This is a genomic window from Clostridium sp. C2-6-12, assembly GCF_009928485.1.
Taxonomy (GTDB): Bacteria; Bacillota; Clostridia; order Clostridiales; family Clostridiaceae; genus Clostridium.
The window spans coordinates 35,067-52,965 of the sequence record NZ_JAABNP010000023.1 but is presented as its reverse complement, the minus strand read 5'-3'; the positions used below and the strand labels follow the sequence as shown (position 1 = coordinate 52,965).

At 28.9% G+C, this 17,899-nt stretch carries 17 protein-coding genes; 10 read left to right on the top strand and 7 right to left on the bottom strand.

From position 1 onward, the window contains the following. The first annotated feature begins 32 nt into the window (after nt 1-32). Nucleotides 33-866, top strand: coding sequence for an AraC family transcriptional regulator (locus GXK56_RS17920; RefSeq protein ID WP_160689919.1), 834 nt, complete (start codon nt 33-35; stop codon nt 864-866). A gap of 104 nt (nt 867-970) precedes the next feature. Here GXK56_RS17920 and GXK56_RS17915 read toward each other — a convergent pair whose 3' ends face one another. From GXK56_RS17915 to GXK56_RS17905, 3 genes are all read right to left on the bottom strand, one after another. Then, a complete protein-coding gene (locus tag GXK56_RS17915) occupies nt 971-1,486 on the bottom strand; it encodes a DUF6622 family protein (RefSeq protein WP_160689917.1) in 516 nt (171 codons plus the stop codon). A 159-nt stretch (nt 1,487-1,645) separates the two neighbouring features. Then, entirely contained in the window at nt 1,646-2,053 is a 408-nt protein-coding gene (locus GXK56_RS17910) for a hypothetical protein (protein ID WP_160689915.1), read from the bottom strand. Then, nucleotides 2,050-2,508 carry a LytTR family DNA-binding domain-containing protein gene (locus tag GXK56_RS17905; RefSeq protein WP_160689913.1) on the bottom strand — a complete coding sequence of 153 codons (459 nt, stop codon included), beginning with the start codon at nt 2,506-2,508 and terminating at the stop codon, nt 2,050-2,052. Before GXK56_RS17905 ends, GXK56_RS17910 begins: the two co-directional genes overlap by 4 nt. A gap of 253 nt (nt 2,509-2,761) precedes the next feature. On the opposite strand from GXK56_RS17905, the gene GXK56_RS17900 reads away from it, so the two are divergent. Further along, on the top strand, nt 2,762-3,475 hold the full coding sequence (locus tag GXK56_RS17900) for a ferric reductase-like transmembrane domain-containing protein (RefSeq protein ID WP_160689911.1): 714 nt from the start codon (nt 2,762-2,764) through the stop codon (nt 3,473-3,475). A gap of 69 nt (nt 3,476-3,544) precedes the next feature. Here the strand turns inward: GXK56_RS17900 and GXK56_RS17895 are convergent, their stop codons facing one another. Continuing rightward, on the bottom strand, nt 3,545-5,083 hold the full coding sequence (locus GXK56_RS17895; protein WP_160689909.1) for a helix-turn-helix domain-containing protein: 1,539 nt from the start codon (nt 5,081-5,083) through the stop codon (nt 3,545-3,547). A gap of 196 nt (nt 5,084-5,279) precedes the next feature. Between GXK56_RS17895 and GXK56_RS17890 the strand changes: the two genes are divergently transcribed. The 3 genes from GXK56_RS17890 (at nt 5,280) to GXK56_RS17880 (ending at nt 9,607) form a co-directional block, all read left to right on the top strand. Beyond that, entirely contained in the window at nt 5,280-8,093 is a 2,814-nt protein-coding gene (locus GXK56_RS17890) for an acetoacetate decarboxylase family protein (protein ID WP_160689907.1), read from the top strand. Between the two features lie 76 nt (nt 8,094-8,169). Beyond that, the gene (locus GXK56_RS17885; protein ID WP_160689905.1) at nt 8,170-8,946 is read left to right on the top strand and encodes an SDR family oxidoreductase; all 777 of its coding nucleotides are present in this window, start codon (nt 8,170-8,172) and stop codon (nt 8,944-8,946) included. A gap of 229 nt (nt 8,947-9,175) precedes the next feature. Then, nucleotides 9,176-9,607 (top strand): GNAT family N-acetyltransferase, encoded by a 432-nt coding sequence (locus tag GXK56_RS17880; RefSeq protein ID WP_160689903.1) that lies wholly within the window; start codon nt 9,176-9,178, stop codon nt 9,605-9,607. A gap of 27 nt (nt 9,608-9,634) precedes the next feature. On the opposite strand, the gene GXK56_RS17875 is transcribed toward GXK56_RS17880, so the two are convergent. The 3 genes from GXK56_RS17875 to GXK56_RS17865 all read right to left on the bottom strand — a co-directional run bounded on the left by GXK56_RS17875 (nt 9,635) and on the right by GXK56_RS17865 (nt 11,890). Beyond that, nucleotides 9,635-10,288: a FusB/FusC family EF-G-binding protein gene (locus GXK56_RS17875; protein ID WP_160689901.1), complete on the bottom strand. Its 654-nt coding sequence runs from the start codon at nt 10,286-10,288 to the stop codon at nt 9,635-9,637. A gap of 278 nt (nt 10,289-10,566) precedes the next feature. After that, entirely contained in the window at nt 10,567-10,845 is a 279-nt protein-coding gene (locus GXK56_RS17870) for a CD3324 family protein (RefSeq protein WP_160689899.1), read from the bottom strand. 280 nt (nt 10,846-11,125) lie between these two features. After that, nucleotides 11,126-11,890 (bottom strand): DeoR/GlpR family DNA-binding transcription regulator, encoded by a 765-nt coding sequence (locus tag GXK56_RS17865; RefSeq protein WP_160689897.1) that lies wholly within the window; start codon nt 11,888-11,890, stop codon nt 11,126-11,128. 159 nt (nt 11,891-12,049) lie between these two features. On the opposite strand from GXK56_RS17865, the gene GXK56_RS17860 reads away from it, so the two are divergent. From GXK56_RS17860 to GXK56_RS17840, 5 genes are all read left to right on the top strand, one after another. After that, a complete protein-coding gene (locus tag GXK56_RS17860; RefSeq protein ID WP_160689895.1) occupies nt 12,050-12,835 on the top strand; it encodes an HAD family hydrolase in 786 nt (261 codons plus the stop codon). Nucleotides 12,836-13,197: 362 nt separating this feature from the next. Then, nucleotides 13,198-13,872 (top strand): response regulator transcription factor, encoded by a 675-nt coding sequence (locus GXK56_RS17855; protein ID WP_160689893.1) that lies wholly within the window; start codon nt 13,198-13,200, stop codon nt 13,870-13,872. A gap of 1 nt (nt 13,873) precedes the next feature. Further along, on the top strand, nt 13,874-14,890 hold the full coding sequence (locus GXK56_RS17850; protein WP_160689891.1) for a sensor histidine kinase: 1,017 nt from the start codon (nt 13,874-13,876) through the stop codon (nt 14,888-14,890). Nucleotides 14,891-15,053: 163 nt separating this feature from the next. Next, entirely contained in the window at nt 15,054-15,821 is a 768-nt protein-coding gene (locus GXK56_RS17845) for an ABC transporter ATP-binding protein (RefSeq protein ID WP_160689889.1), read from the top strand. Then, complete coding sequence (locus GXK56_RS17840; protein WP_243156169.1) at nt 15,805-17,787, top strand: FtsX-like permease family protein; 1,983 nt, start codon at nt 15,805-15,807, stop codon at nt 17,785-17,787. Before GXK56_RS17845 ends, GXK56_RS17840 begins: the two co-directional genes overlap by 17 nt. The last annotated feature ends 112 nt before the right edge of the window (nt 17,788-17,899 follow it).

The following is a 17,899-nucleotide window of genomic DNA, read 5'->3' as shown; positions in this document are numbered from 1 at the left end:
ATGTGATATATTTATTCGAGGAGTTGATTTCTATGAAACTATATTATGCAAAAAATCCTTTAATGTCATCTGACATTTATCCAATGCAATATGGTGAGCAACAGTGCGATAACGGATATGCCTTTGGTCCTGCTGTGCGTAATTTTTATTTAATCCATTACGTTTACAGTGGTCAAGGTGAATTGCATATTAAAGATAAAGCTTATAAAATTCATGCAGGACAATTTTTTTTAATTTATCCAAAACAAATAGCATATTATAAAGCGGATGACAATGATCCATGGCTATATCGATGGATTGAGTTTGACGGCAGTTTTTCGGAAAAGCTTATGGCTACAACGGGATTTTCACACGAAAACCACGTTATAAATGATTATAATGGTGTTGGAAACGCACTTAAGAACATAATAGATTTAGGCTGGTGTGACTTTGAAATAATAATGAGTTATTTTTGGTCATTTATCGCGACACTTACGAAAGGTAAACTATTAAAGAAAGATGATAATACAGCAGAAACCTACGTCTCCAATGCAAAAAATTATATAAGAAGCAATATTCATAAAAAGATTACAGTTTCTGAAATTGCATGTTTTTTAAACATAGATCGCAGTCATTTAACGCGTATCTTTAAAAGCATTTGTGGCATAAGCACTCAGCAGTTTATCATTTCTCTAAAAATGGAGATGGCTTCACAATCCCTCAAAAAAAGCAGTATGGCAATTAAAGAAATTGCCAATAGTGTTGGATATGACAACCAGATGGAATTTTCAAAGTTGTTTAAAAAACATTTTAATGTGACTCCAACACAATGGAGGGAAAAAGATGTCTATCAGCAGTCTGTAAATTATTATACAAAAAATAGTTAATGCCCATATGTTTTGGAGTTTGCTCTTGAATCATAAAATAATAAATGAGATATCCTCAATAAATAGATATCTCATTTAAATTATTCATAATCATTCAAATAAAATTACATAGCTGTTTTTAATTGTGAAGAAGCAGTATATGCTTGAAGTATACCTCCAATAAATAATCCAACAGAAAAACCACATAATAATGAATATACGACACTAAAATAAAGTGTACTGTATAATGATGGATTAATGATTACAGCAACATTTAATACATATTTTACAAGGAAATTAACTACGACAAAAATTAATGGTAAATAAGTCCCTGTTTTATATAGTGAATTATCTTTTATATATAGTTTTCTGTATTGTGAATATAGAAAATAGGATATTAATAAACCAAAGCACATAAAGATGAGATAAAAAATCATAGCAATATTTAAATAACTAAAACTTGTGAATAATTTTTCTAAGCCCCAAATCATAAAAATCAATGGCACAATAAACATTTTAGGGAAAGATACTTCACCATCTTTTGCTGAATTAAGTCCTCGTTTTATTAGAAAAATAAATAAAATCCAAACATACAAAGGAGTCCCGCTAATAATATTTACAATAATATTGATAACATTCATAACAAATACCTTCTTTCAATTTATAACTTGATGTAAGATTACAACAAGTTATAAATAAGGACAATACAGATTGACATAAGAGGTATATTTATATACATAAGAGGTATAAAAATCAATATTAAATATAATTAAGCATAGAAAAAATCAACAACAGCTTTATTACTGTTGTTGATTTTTTCTATTTCTATCTAATATTTCATTCATTTTCTTAACTTCTATTTTATCATGTTGATAGTTAATAATTTTTACCAAAATATAAATTACTATAGTTTGTAGCGAGGTTAAAAATATCGTCTTTATAGACATATTCCAACCCAAAATATAATTTGAGCCTATAATCATTACCCAAGCTATGAGTATAAATAATAAGGAGTTAAATATTGAATCTCTAGGAATAATATATTTATTAATGAGTATTTTTATTAATGTCAAAATTAAAGATAAACCTAATAGATCATACAATATTTGATTATTTAAGTTTTGTCCACTTATAAGTTGAAAAAATACGACTACAGTGAAAACTATTGAGGTTAATTTCAATATTCTTTTTAAATATTCAAAGGTCATTCATTATCCCTCATTCCTAATTTATTTTTTAAGCTTGAAACATATCTTCTTGAAATAATAACTTTCTCTTTGTTAGTTAAAAGTGCCTCTAAATTCCCACTTAATCTGGGATAAAAAGAGTAAATTTTATTAATATTCAGTAACATGGACTTAGAAATTCTTATAAAATTACTATTAGACAGCTGCTCTTCAAGTATATATAATTTTTCCGAAATTTCGTAGGTTTCTGCTTTTGTATATATAAATATTTTTCGTTCTATGGATTCTATATAGAAAACTTCATCTATATTTACTTTATAATGCTTATCTTCTTTTTTTACAAGCAAGTGTTTTATAGTTTTATTTGAAGAGGTAAGTAATTCTATTGTCTCATTAATTTTTTGATTAACATTATGAATATTAAAATTAACTTCCTCTTCTAATTCAGAAGAGATAATATTTATGTTAACTTTCATTTTTAGACTCCTATAATTAAAAATTATTCTCTTTATTTATACATTGTAAAGTTTAAATTTTTGTATGTCTATATTTTAATATAATTTTACTGTTAAAGATTATAAACTTACGAAACTAAGTTATTTGTATATGAGATAAGTTATATTTTATAAAATATTTTTAAGAAAAAACAAAATGACGTTGAAAATCATTATCAATTGTGCTAGAATAAATTTCATTGCGGAACATAACAATTTAAGGAGGATAACATTAGTGTTAATATTAATTTCTATTTTAATCGTAGCTACTTTTATTATTTTATTTTATAAGAAAATAAAAAAGCATGCCAATATTTTTTACATAATTTCAGGTTTAATTGCAATAGGATTTATTTTATACTTTCAATTAGATTTAAGTAAACAAGTACCTAAGGATATAAATAAGTATGTTGTAACAATTTTCTCAAGAAGTGCTGTTTCAACAGCTTTGTTTACTATTGTAATGTATACAGGTGTTCTTGATAAAAAGTTGAATATAACAAAAAAATTACTAAGTATACGAGGGGAACTATCAATAATTGCATGTATTTTAACCTTAGGACATAATGTTTTATATGGGAAAACATATTTTGTTACACTGTTTGTAGATCACACATCACTTACATGGACTAAATTAATAGCCACTTTAATATCAATAGTTTTAATTGCTATGATGCTACCGTTAATGATAACTTCATTTCCTAGTGTTAGAAAAAGAATTCCATTTAAAAAATGGAAAGCAATTCAAAGATTAGCATATGTTTTTTATGGATTAATATATGTACATATTATGGTTTTATTTATTCCTAAAGTGCAAGGGGGGAAGTTATTTGATATAGTTGTTTACACTTCTATATTTGGATTATACTTTGCAGCTCGTATATATAAATATTTGAAAGATAAAGAAATCAGAGTTAACCGTAAATTGAGCCTTAGTCCTAATGTTTAATTATCAATACAAGTAATGAATAATCCCTATAAATATTGCATATTGATAATTCAATATGCAATATTTATTTTATCTCCAAGTATTAACTGCGTTGAGGTTATTATAACTATCTATAAGGAAAGAAAGCCTCAATAAAAAAACAGTATTAATATCATCAAGATCAATAAGGCACACTTCTTTAATGCGATTTAAACGATAGGCTAGAGAATTTCTGTGAATATAAAGGCTTTCAGAAGTAAATTTAATATTACAGCCATTATCTAAGAAGATGCATAGTGTTTCATATAAATTTGAATTATTTTTATGGTCGTATTGTCTAAGAATAGCAAGAGCAGGATGACAGAAACGCCCTAATATATCTGGATTTTTTATTTCTGAAAACAGATCAAAAACTTGATAATCAATATAGCGAAATACAGTTTTACAAGGGGTTAGAGTTTGTCCTAATTCTAAGGCAGCATAAGCTTGTTCATAATGGCTTACAAAATTCTCAATACTAGAAAAAGAATTACTGATACCAATTCTAACTTGTTCAGAATCAGAAAAGTCTTTTAAAATTTGTAATTGCTCAGTAGTGATTTGAGTATCAGTCTTTAATGGAATAATTGCAACAATTGCGTTTTTATGATAAGTGATGTGGGCACTTGGAATATACATCTTTAAGTTTTTTGATGTATATTTTTTTAGGTGTTGACGACCTAGATACTTTGTAGGACGTATAAATAATACTGACATATTAGATGGAAAACGGAGCTCTGATAGCTTTGGTAAAATATCTTTAGAAGGAGCGCCTATTAAAAGATCATATAATAATTGCTGATAGAGACTACTTGCCTCAAATAAATCTGATTCATAGTAATCAATAGTGTAGCTGATAATGTGACTTATTGTGCTCAGCATTTCATAATGAGACGGAAGAAAGTTATTAGCATTGCCTATCATTAACAAAAATCCAATCTGTACACCATTTCGAAAAACCTTACTGCTTAACTTTTGATAAGGGGACTTGTTACAAGAAACTTCAATTGCAGTTGTAGTTTTAGTTTTGGATGCATTTTTAATAGAATCCAATTCCCTTACAGAATTAATAAATTCGTAGCTGCAGTAGCCTTGTTTTATATTATCTTTCCAAAGAGGGTCAAGTACAGGGATGGACACAGAGCTAGATATTATTTTAAAGTTCATATCAGAGAATAACAGAGAATTTCCAAGCCTTACAGATGCAGCATCTAAAACAGCATCGATGCTATGGGTTTTATCTGCTAGGGCAGTAAGTTCCTCAAAAATTCCTTTACTTTGAGTATTTAAAATCAAAGCTTTTACTTCGTTAAAAATAGAAAATAAAGAAGTTTCTTCTACTAAAGCAATGTTATCTATATTATAAATTAGTTCAAATGAATTATTAGTGGAGGCAAGAATGCATTGAGTTGGGAGATAGTCTTTGTTTTCTAATTGTTTATCATAACCAAAATAAAGAGTGTTTTTAAGAGTGTTTTCATGCTTATTATCAATTAAAGCAACATCATGTATTTCTATATCTTTATGGTTAGATAAAACATTTATATAATATTCTTTTGATATTATTTCTACTAATTTTGAAAATAGCATAGCATTTCCCTTTCTTCTTATATCTAAGATGTATTCGATAACATAACTATAGTGCACCATGCACAAAGAGTCAAATTTTTATCATTCATTATATACATTGTGAAAAATTTAATTTTTAGATATCATTGAATCAAGGTTAAATTGAAAAGGTATTCATTTGTTGAATAGATACCTAAATAAGATCAGGAGGTAAAGGATGTATACAAAATTATTTGAACAAGGAAATATAGGAAAGGTAACAATTAATAACCGTCTAGTTATGTCTCCAATGGGATGTGGACTTGCTAATCTTGATGGAACACCATCTGAAGATATGATTGCTTTTTATGAAGCTAGAGCTATTGGAGGGGCTGGATTAATAATACCTGAAATCACTCGTGTAAATGATGTACATGGACCTGGACTTATGAGACAGCTATCTGTTACAAAAGATAGACATATTGAAGGATTGGCTAAACTTGCACAAGCAGTACACAAACATGGGAGCAAGATATTTATTCAACTTCACCATCCTGGTCGTGAAACAGTATCAGTACTTCTTGGAGGGCAGCCTGTAGTTGCACCATCTCCAATACCATGTAAATATCTAAATCAAAATACACGTGCATTAGAAACAGAAGAGGTTAAACAATTAATTCAGCAGTTTATTAATGGTGCAGTTAGAGTACAAAAGGCAGGTTGTGATGGAGTAGAACTTCATGCAGCACATGGATATCTTCTTCAACAGTTTTTATCTCCTTATACAAATAAGAGAGAAGATGAATATGGCGGAAGCTTTGAAAATCGTTTAAGAATTGTTACTGAAATTATAGAAGGAATTCGCAGAGAATGTGGTAAGGATTTTCCAATAGGTGTAAGATTAAGTGTGGAAGAGTTCTTAGATAAGACAGGTGTTACAGAGGACTATATTCATATTCAAGATGGCATACAAATTGCTATGGCATTAGAAAAGGCAGGCATTGATTTTATTGATGTAAGCTGTGGATTATATGAAACAGGAATAACTAGTGTAGAACCAATTTCTTTCCCACAAGGATGGAGACGTGACATGATCTTAGCCGTAAAAAATCATGTTAACATTCCTGTAATTGGCGTATCAGTAATAAGAGAACCAGCAGTAGCTGAAAAGTTCCTAGAAGATGGTGTAGAAGATTTTATATCTATGGGACGTACATGGCTTGCTGATGAAGCGTGGGGTAAAAAAGTTTTAGAAGGAAGAGAAAAAGAATTACGTAAATGTATTAACTGTTTACGTTGTTTTGAAAGCTTAAATGAATATAATGCAGCAGGCTTACCATTAGAATGTGCAGTGAATCCAAGATGTGCAAGAGAACGTAAGTATGAATATCTTGTTCACGATACTAAAGGACATACTGTAGTTGTTGTAGGTGGTGGACCAGCTGGAATGTGTGCAGCAGAGACGTTAGCAAAGCGTGGAGTAAAGGTAACACTTATTGATCGCCAAAGTGAACTTGGTGGAATTATTAATGTAGGTAAGAAACCGCCATTAAAGGAGCGTATGCAGTGGATTGCTGATTATTATAATGAAGAATTTAAAAGACTTGGAGTAGAGGTTAAGCTAAATACAGAGGCAACTGCAGATATAGTTATGGCTTATAACCCTGATGCAGTGATTGTAGCTACAGGTTCTGTAGCAATAATTCCTGGAAGAATTCCAGGAGTTCATGGTGATAATGTATTTACTGTAGAAACAGTATTATCAGGAAAAGCTGCTCTTAAAGGTAAGAAAATTGCTGTTGTTGGAGCAGGACTTACAGGACTTGAAACTGCAGAGTATTTATGTGCAGAAGGAAATGAAGTTACAATTATTGATATGCTAGATAAGGTAGCTCCAAATACAAATCATACTAATGTAGCTGATGTTTGTGGACGTCTTCAAAAGCATGGAGCAAGTTATTTATTAGGACATGCATTAAAGGAAATTAAAGCAGATGGTGTAATACTTGAAAAATTGGAAAGTAATGAAGAGTCAAATGTAGCTGTTGATGCAGTGTTACTTTCACTTGGAAATAGACCTGATCAAACTTTGGCTTCAGAATTAGAAGCAAAAGGAGTATGTGTAAAACTAGTTGGAAATGCAATAAAAGATGGAACAATTGCACCAGCAGTAAGAACAGGCTATGAAGCTGCTAGTGAACTTTTTATAGAAAAACAAAAGGAACCAAGCTTTAGAATTTCAAAAGAAGAGATTCAAAACTTCGGTAAGATATCTTTAATGGATAATCAAGAAGGTGTTTATATAAGTTATTTAACTGATCCAGCAGCAATTGCAAGAATATTGCCACCACCATTAAAACCATTTTCTATGCCAGTGGTTACTTTGTCTATCTGTCATGTTAATAATCCTTCATTTGCAGATGACTACTATGAAGCTATTTTAGGTGTATATGCAATGCATGGTAAGAATCTTGGTTTATATCCTGTAGGTCTTGTACTTGGAGGACCAGGAGCTGAGATGGCAGTACAATGTGGTCGTGATAATGGAAGTATTCCAAAGAAATTAGGAGCAGAAATTGTCCTTAGAAGAAATGGTGATACTGTAACAGCATCAGTGACTAGAAGAGGTACACAGCTTGTTGAAGCATCAGTGAAGTTAGGAGAATACAACAGTCCTATTACATCAGCATTATACCAAGCTCCTGCACCAGGTAAGCAGGTATTTGGTGGAGGTTTCTATTTCCACTTTGACCGTGAGCCAGATGAAAATGGTGTATCTTATTTTAGAAATGGAGCATTACTTGGTAACTTGTGTGAATACAATTATAAAGCATGGGAACCAGGATTTGTATCAATGGATTTAAAATCAAGTGTTGATGATCCATGGGCAGAGCTTCCAATCAACACAATTGTTGGAGGGGCATATTCTAAGAATAGCTTGTTAGTACACAAGTTAAATCTTTTAGAAAAAGTAGAAGCTGATGATGTAATTTCATACTTGTTAACAGGACGTTATGATCGTACAAGTTTTATGGAAACAGGACGTTTTTAAGTTAATGGCAGTGGGAGTATCACTCCCACCTTATGATAAGAAGAGATTAATAGGAAAAAGAAAGGGTGTATAAAAAATGAAGAATTTATTAAATTTAACTGGAAAAGTAGCTGTAGTAACAGGAGCAAGTTCAGGACTTGGAGCTGATGCAGCTCTAGCATATGCAGAAGCTGGTGCAGATGTTGCATTACTAGCAAGGCGTGTAGAAAAGTTAAATGAAGTAAAAGCTGAAATTGAAAAAACAGGACGTAAAGTTATTGCTGTAGCATGTGATGTTACTAATGAAGAAAGTGTAAAAGCAGCAATGCAGGCAGTTCTTGATGCTTTTGGACATATTGACATTTTATTAAATAATGCAGGTGTTGCTGTACGTGGCGGTGTAGATAGCATGTCAGAGGAAGATTGGGATAAATCTTTTGATACTAACGTAAAGGGTATTTTCTTAGCTTCTAAATATGTAATTCCACATATGAAAGAAAGAGGATATGGTAAAGTAGTAAATATGGCATCTGCAAATGCAGTAATTGCTGATAAGAATGATATGTTTATAAGACATTCTTACAATTCTTCTAAAGCTGCTGTTGTCGGATTAACTAAAGGAATGGCTGCTTCCTATGCAAGATATGGTATTACTGTTAATGCAATAGGACCTGCACTTTTCGAATCTGAAATGACAGCAGGAACACTATTTAAATCAGAACAATTCCTGAACTCATATAATGCTATGGCTCCTGCTGGACGCCCAGGAGCAAAAGGTGAATTAAATGGTACAATATTATATTTTTCAAGTGATGCTTCAAGCTATGTACAAGGTCAGTTTATAATTGTAGATGGTGGAGTATCTATTATATAAGATATATATAATAGATATAGTTTTTAGATTAGATAAAGCTACAGATCAGAATATTGGTCTGTAGCTTTTTGATTACAATTAAAACTTAAGATATAGAATAAATAAAAATTAATAATTATAGATGGATTTTAAACCACAGAATGAGAAAAAATCAAATATAATGGCTCTACTTTAAAGAGTAGATAACACATATAATTAAACACATAATATGGTTTAAGGAGATAGAATTATGAATAATTATATTATAAAAGAAAGTAATGACAAGGAAGCAAAATTACTTATAGATAAGTTAGTAGAGTATAATTTGTCTATGGTCCCACAAACTCAAGAAAATCCTTTCATATGGATAAATAGAGTTATTAAAAACAAAGAAGATAAAATTATTGCAGGTATAAACAGTAAAATGTATTGTTGGAATTGCTTATATATAGATTCTTTATGGGTTGATTCTGAGTTTAGAAGAGAGGGACTTGGGGCAAAACTTTTAGATGAAATTGAGAAAATAGCCATAAGGAAAGGGTGCAAGCTAATTCATTTAGATACATTTGATTTTCAAGCAAAGGATTTTTATATAAAACAAGGATATGAGATTTTTGGAATATTAGATAATTGTCCAGAAAATCATAAAAGATATTATATGAAAAAGATCATAAAGTTATAAGAGGGAAAAGGATGAGTGGTTTGTCACTCATCCTATATTATTAACATCCTTTAAGATTTTTTCAAGTTTTTCAGTAGATACTATTCGACTATTGCATTCTGAACTATCTAAACAAATATTAAAACCAATTGATTTATAAGAATATTCTCCAGTGGTTTTACATATAGGGGAAACAAACGCCACTTCATTATCTCTGCCTACATGATTACAAAGTGTACAGATATTAGCATTATTAGAGTTATGATTTGTGATCCTACAGGACATACCTATTAGATTATTTTCCATATTATATGCAATAAATAATTTCCTAAGAGATTCATCAATCCAACCTAAATATACATTTTTTGATTCTTGTGCCTCTAAACTTGGAAGCTTGAATTTTTTTTCTTTTTTAAACAATTTAGTGATTTGGCTATTTGTTATGTTTGGCATTCCATATACATATTGATTTAAGTTATGAAAATAACCATCAATGAGCAATGGATCAGTAATTTTGGTGATATCAAGTATTTCTTTTTCTTCCTCTGATAAATTTGAGAAGACATTTAATATTTTTTCATATGTATATGCTTTAGTAGCTTCAATAATATTTTTATCAGCTGAACTTCTAAAAGCATTATTTATATCATTTAAACACTTTTTTATATAATTATATTGATGTTTTTTTATAAAAGTTTTCATAAAACTAAGCACCTCTTTTCTAAATTTTACTTTATTTAATAAACAAACATGAAGTAAACGAAAACTTGATTTGATAACTTTAAAAGCAAAAAGATGACTATTATTACTCCAAATGAAAGTAAAAATAATCATCTATATTTAAAACATAATACATGCTCATAATCATTTTATCCTTGAACTGCCTTAAATTTAGAAGTATAACTTTCATTGGATTGCCACAATGAAATCATAACATATCTTAAAACAAGTCTTCAATCTAATAAATAATTCTGTAATGATTATGAGAATAGAGCTTTGTGCTCACTTATAATTCTTCTTATACTTTTTTCTGTAAGGTAATATTCTTGAGTTAATTGATTAATAGTAACTCCATCAAGATATTTTTTATAAATTTCCTTATTTCTTACCTTAAGACTTTTTCTTATACCGCTTTTTTCGCCCCAGGCTTTATGATTTTCATTTTTTCTGGGTACATAAAGATATTCTCCATCTACATATTCCTGTATTATTTTAATAATTTCCTCTGGTAACACATCTAGTGCTTTAACATATTTCATTTTCCTTACCCCTCAACACTTATTCTAGTATTAAAGCAAAGAATACAAAAAAAGCTATGTGTCACAGAGCCTAAATAAAATATGCACGCATTTTCAGCTAACTTAACAACTTAGGCTCCAAACAAAGCATAGCTGAGTTTGTTGTAGTCCTTGCAAGGAGCAAGCTGATTTAAAGCTGAATGTATCATGTACTTTCATAAAAAAATCACCTCCAATACGTTAGGTTCATTATAACATAATAAAATGAAAATAAAATATTCATTAGAGGTGTTTTGTTATTTTATACTAAGTTAACATCATATTGTTCTAGTAAAGTCATTATTGTATTGTTAGGATCAGCTTCTGTAATAATACCATTAAAATCTGTTATATTTGAATAATTAAAAATTCCATCTAAGTTAAATCTCTCATTTGGTGCCATTAGAAATAGTTCCCTAGATATATTCATAATGGCTTTTTTAGTTCCAGCATCTTCAGATTCACCAGTACTGATGCTTCCATCTCGAAGATCTATTCCACTGCAGCCAATAAAAGCTTTATTACAGCGATAAAGCTTTATCTGCTCATTAGAATGTGAACCTATATTTCCGCCAACAAGAGAATTATAATCTCCTCCAATAAAAATAACATGGGTTTTTGAGTCTAAATTAATCATTGATGAGATTTCAACCATGTTTGTAATTAACGTGATATTTCTATTGTTTTGGGTAATTAGCCTTGCAAGAAAATAGGAAATACTTGATGCATCTAAGAAAACAGTGTCATTTTCATTTATAAGATTATATGCTTTTTTTGCAATTATTTCTTTTAAATCTATATTTTTTTCAACTCTCTTAAAGAAGCTTTCACCATTAACTATAGTGCGTTTTATATTAATAGCACCACCATAAGTACGTTGAAGTAAATTATTTTTCTCTAAAACTTGAAGATCTTTTCTAATCATGCTTTCACTTACTCCAAATTGAGTACTTAAATCTTTTACTAATACCTTACCATCTCTTTCTAATAGATCTAAAATGTGCTTATGCCTTTCTTCAATAAACATAAATCCCTCCAACTTATTCTCATTTGCTTCTATTTTAACAATGAAATTATCAAAAAGCAATTAAATCATTGACAAATGAGAAATAATAAAATAAAATGACATTAAATGATAATGAAACGCATAAAATGAGAACGAATGATTAGGAGGAAAGAATAATTTATGAAAAAGGCAGTTTTTTTTGATATTGATGGAACTTTAATTGATTGTTTAAATGGAATAACAGATATTACACCAAGAGTAGAGAAAGCTATACGTGGATTGCAGGAAAAAGGAAATTATGTTTTTATTGCTACAGGAAGACCTTATGCTTTTTTAAATGAAGCTTTACACAATTTTGGATTTGATGGTTTTGTTCTCACAAATGGAGCTTATGTAAATATAAATGGTAATTGTATTTATAAGGAACCAATTAAAAAGGAAATTATAAAGGATATAACAGGAAAATTTGAAGAACATAATATTGAGTATATATTACAAGGAGAAAAATATTCATATATTAAAGATGAATATGAAAGCCTTCATTCGATTTATGATACCTATAGCATATCTAAAAAATATTTAGAGGCCAACTATAGGCTTGAAGATGTAGATATATATAAGATTGAAATGCTATGCAATGATAAAAAGGGAGTGGACTATTGTTTATCATTAGGAAAGGGTGATTTTGATTATATTCATAATATAAACGAAAGTACTTTTGAATTATATTCAAAGAGAAACACAAAGGCATCAGGAATTTTAAAGGCATTAGATTTTTTAAATATTCCAATAGAAAACAGCTATGCTTTTGGCGATGGAAAAAATGATATAGAAATGTTATCTACAGTAGGCTGCGGAATAGCAATGGGAAATGCTGATGACTATGTAAAAGGTTATGCCCAAAAGGTTACTGATACAGTTCAAAATGATGGGGTAGCCATAGAAATAGAAAAATATATCTTATAAGTAGAGAACCAAAAGTGATGCTCAAAATTTTATATTTTGTCAGCATAAATTTCACACAGTGAAATTTATGCTTTTGTGTGAATCTCTTACTCAGCGAATGAATCCAAGTCGAGTTTCCTTTAAAAAATTTCATTGTGAAATGCAGTGATTATATTGTTAAATCTTTCGTTCTCTAATTATTTGGAAACACATTTTTATGATAAGCATTCAATTTCAATTGGATGCTATTATTTTTAAGATTATTTTGATAAATTCAGAATAATACCAGTTTAAGAACTTTAATAACTTGGAACAGTTTGATTATTATGTATAATATACTTATGACAATTAATACATGAATAAGAATAATAGGGAGTTTTTGTATGTATAAAATCTTAATTGTAGAGGACGATCCAACCATAGCTGATATATTAAAAAATCATTTATGCAAATGGGGATATGAAGCTGAGAATATTTCTGATTTTAGTAATGTCATGGAGGAGTTTATAAAGTATGATCCTCAACTGGTAATTTTAGATATTACGCTGCCTTTTTATAATGGATTCCACTGGTGTACTGAAATTAGAAAAATATCAAAGGTTCCAATAATCTTTGCTTCCTCAGCAAGTGATAATATGAATTTAATTATGGCTATCAATATGGGAGCAGATGATTTTATTTCTAAGCCTTTTGATTTAAATGTTATAGTTGCTAAAATACAAGCATTGGTTAGAAGAACGTATTCCTTTCAAGGCCATGTAAATATCTTAGAATGCAATGGAGTTGTTCTTAATTTAGGAGATATAACACTTACATATAATAATGATAAATTGGAATTAAGTAAAAACGAATTTAAAATATTGCAGATCCTTATAGAGAATAAGAATAAGGCTGTTTCACGTGATGAAATAATGAGACAATTATGGGAAAGTGAGAGTTTTATCGATGATAACACTTTAACAGTGAATGTGACTAGGCTTAGAAAACGTCTTGAAGATATAGGCTTAAAAGATTTTATAAAAACTAAAAAAGGAATTGGATATATAATAGGTGATTAGGATGAAAGAAGAAAATATCTTAAATATAATCAATTGCTATTTCAAGGAGAAAATAAGTATACTTATCAAGTTCTTTATTTTTATTATGATATTTTTTCTTGTATATTTTTTATATCATCTTCCTCTTGAACCAGTTTTATATGCGGGAATGCTAGTTACAATTTTAGGATTTTTATTTAGTTTATATGATTTTAAGATGTATTATGATAAACATATGTCTCTTAAAGAAGTTCTTTGTGCTGTTCAAGTTAAGTTGGACAAATTGCCAGAGCATAAAACCTTAATAGAAAAAGATTACCAAGATATAATTACAATAATATATGAAGAAAAAATAAAGTTATTATCTAATGCAGATAATAAATACAGTGAAATGATAGATTACTATACAATGTGGGTTCATCAAATAAAAACGCCTATTGCTGCTTTTTCTATGATTGTACAATCTATGGAGCAAGGTTTGGAAAAAAGACTTATGGAGCAAGAATTATTTAAAATAGAACAATATGTGGAGATGGTGCTTCATTATGTAAGACTGGAGAATTTATCTTCTGACTTAAAACTACAGGAATATCCACTTGATAATATAGTACGTCAAACAGTCAAGAAATATGCAGCTACTTTCATATATAACAAGATTTCATTAAATTTAAAGGATATTAATTGTAAGGTAATAACTGATGAAAAATGGATTACCTTTGTCTTAGAACAAATTTTATCTAATGCCTTGAAGTATACTAAAACGGGAAATATCTCCATCTATATGGATGAGAATTCACAAAAAACTTTAGTAATTGAAGATACAGGAATAGGTATAGCAGCTGAAGATATTCCTAGAGTTTTTGATAGAGGGTTTACTGGATATAATGGGAGAAAAGATAAAAAATCAACTGGAATTGGATTATACTTATGTAAAGAGATAATAACAAAGCTTTCTCACAAAATATCTATTACCTCTGAAGTTGGTAAAGGAACAAAAGTATATATAGATTTTTCAGTTGAACAAATAAAAATAGAGTAACCTTACACACATGTAAGGTTAAAAAAAGAAATGTAAGGTCATTCTAAGGCACTACATTTCTTTTTTTATTATAATTAATTTGTAAGTAAGAAACAAAACAGATTGTAGGAAAAATCATAATCCTATAATAATTAATTTATAAATAAGAAGAGAGGAATTTAATATGGCATTATTAGAAATTAAAAATTTAAAAAAGATATACACAACTAGATTTGGAGGTAATAAGGTTCAAGCTTTGGATGATATTTCATTTTCAGTAGAATCGGGTGAATATATTGCAATCATGGGAGAGTCAGGTTCAGGTAAGACTACTTTATTAAATATATTAGCATCTCTTGATAAGCCAACAAGTGGAGAGGTTTTATTAGAAGGTAAAAACATAGTTAAAATAAAGGAAAAAGAAATAGCAGCTTTTCGTAGAAATCACTTAGGATATGTATTTCAAGATTTTAATTTACTTGAGACCTTTTGTATAAGGGATAATATATTTTTGCCATTAGTATTATCGGGTAAAGATTATAAGGAAATGGAGAATAGATTAAAACCTATTGCAAGCAAACTAGGAATTAGAGAAATATTAGAAAAGTATCCTTATGAAGTTTCAGGAGGTCAAAAACAGAGAGCAGCAGTAGCAAGAGCAATTATTACAAATCCAGAGTTAGTTCTTGCAGATGAGCCAACAGGTGCTTTGGATTCAAAATCTTCAGGTGAACTTTTGAACTTATTTTCTGATATAAATAAGGCAGGACAAACTATAGTTATGGTTACTCATAGTACTATAGCTGCAAGCCACGCAAGTCGTGTTCTTTTTATAAAGGATGGAAGAATATTTAATCAAATTTATCGTGGAAATATGAATAATGATGAAATGTATCAAAAGATTTCAGACACGTTGACTCTTTTATCTACAGGAGGTGTTGAAGTTGAATAATTCATTTTATTTTAAGTTAGCAAAAATAAATTTATTTGAAAATAGAAGAACTTATTTTCCTTATATGCTAGCTTGTATATGTTCAATAATAATGTTTTACACTATGGATTGTATGGTTTTAAATGAAGGATTAAACCATATAAGAAGTGCAAGTTCATTAAAGATGTTATTGGGCTTTGGTTCTAAGGTAATTGGTATCTTTTCAGTTATATTCTTATTTTATACTAACAGTTTTTTAATAAAGAGAAGAAAGAAAGAAATAGGAATTTATAATGTGCTTGGAATGGAAAAAAAGCACATAGCAAAAGTTCTTTCTATTGAAACAATTATTATTGCGATTATTAGCATGGCTTTAGGTATTTTAGGAGGAATTATAATAGGAAAATTACTATTTTTAATATTATTAAATTTATTAAAAATAGATGTTACAATTTCATCGTCATTTTCTATTTCACTAGCTGGAATGAGAGAAACATTAGTATTGTTCATTGGAATTTTTGCAGCTATTTTAATAGCAAACTTATTTCAAGTTAAAATCGCCAATCCTATTGAATTATTAAATGGGACACAAAAGGGAGAAAAGGAACCAAAGACTTCGTGGATATTAGCCGTTTCAGGAATTGTTGAATTAATAGCAGGCTATTGTATTGCAGTAACAATAGAATCACCTCTAAAAGCACTTTCGTTAGTTTTTATAGCTATAATTTTAGTTATAGCTGGAACATATAGTACTTTTACAGCTGGAAGTATTGCATTTTTAAAAGCATTGAAGAGAAATAAGAAATTTTTTTATAGTACAAGAAATTTTATTTCAGTATCTGGAATGATTTATCGCATGAAGCAAAATGCTGTTGGTTTAGCTAATATATGTATACTTAGTACAGCAGTATTATTAACAGTATCTACAACCGTTTCTTTGTATGCAGGACAAGAAAGTAGTTTAAAGATTTCTCATCCATTTGATACAGAAATATGCATACAAAATATGACTACAGAACAAAAAAATAATATGTTAAGTGTAATTAAGGATGAAGCTTATAAGAATAATGTTACTTTAAAAGATGAAGTAGAATATAGTGATAAAGAATTAATGACTTTACTGAATAAAAATTCGTTTAATAGTACTCAGCGCAATTTATCTAATATTAATAATTTAGGTGCAATTAAATTTTATACAGTAGAGGAATACAACAAAATAGAGGGTAAAAATATATCAGTTAAAGATGATGAAGCACTAATTTATTCTGTAGGAAAAGAATACAAGTATGATTCTATAATCATTAATGAAAAAGAATTAAAGATAAAAGAAAAACTTAATAAATTTAAAATAGAAAATAAGAATGAAAATAATATGATGGAAGAATATGATGTTATAGTGAAAGATTTAGATGCACTAAAACAAATATATAGATCTGAAGAAGGAAAGCCTTTGGAAAGCCTTAATTATAATATTGACTTTAATATTGATGGTGATAGCATAAATATAATTAATTTTTCTGATTCAATAAAAAATAGGGTTTTAAAAATAGAAAAAAGTGAATTTAGAAATATTTATTTAGATAGAGAAGATTTCTATATAACAAATGGTGGATTCATATTTATTGGATGTTTTTTAGGATTATTATTTACACTTGGGACAGTCTTAATAATATACTATAAACAAATATCAGAAGGCTATGATGATAGTGAGAGATTTAAGATAATGCAAAAAGTAGGAATGGGGAAGGAGGAAGTTAAAGCAACTATAAATAAACAAATACTTATGGTATTTTTCTTACCACTTGTAGTATCAGTAATTCATATTGCATTTGCATTTAACGGTGTAAGTAAATTATTATCTTTATTTGGTTTGTTTAATACTAATGTATTTTTAGTTGCCATTGCAGTGACAGTTCTTATATTTGCGGTATTATATGGAATTGTTTATAGGATGACTGCAAAGACATATTATAAAATTGTGCAATAAGAAAATTAAAGGGTATATGAAAATAGCAATCAAAAAGTAAGCATTGGTTGCTATTTTTTTGATTTAGAAGAAGACTTATTAGACACAATTGCATTTTTGTATATTGTTATTT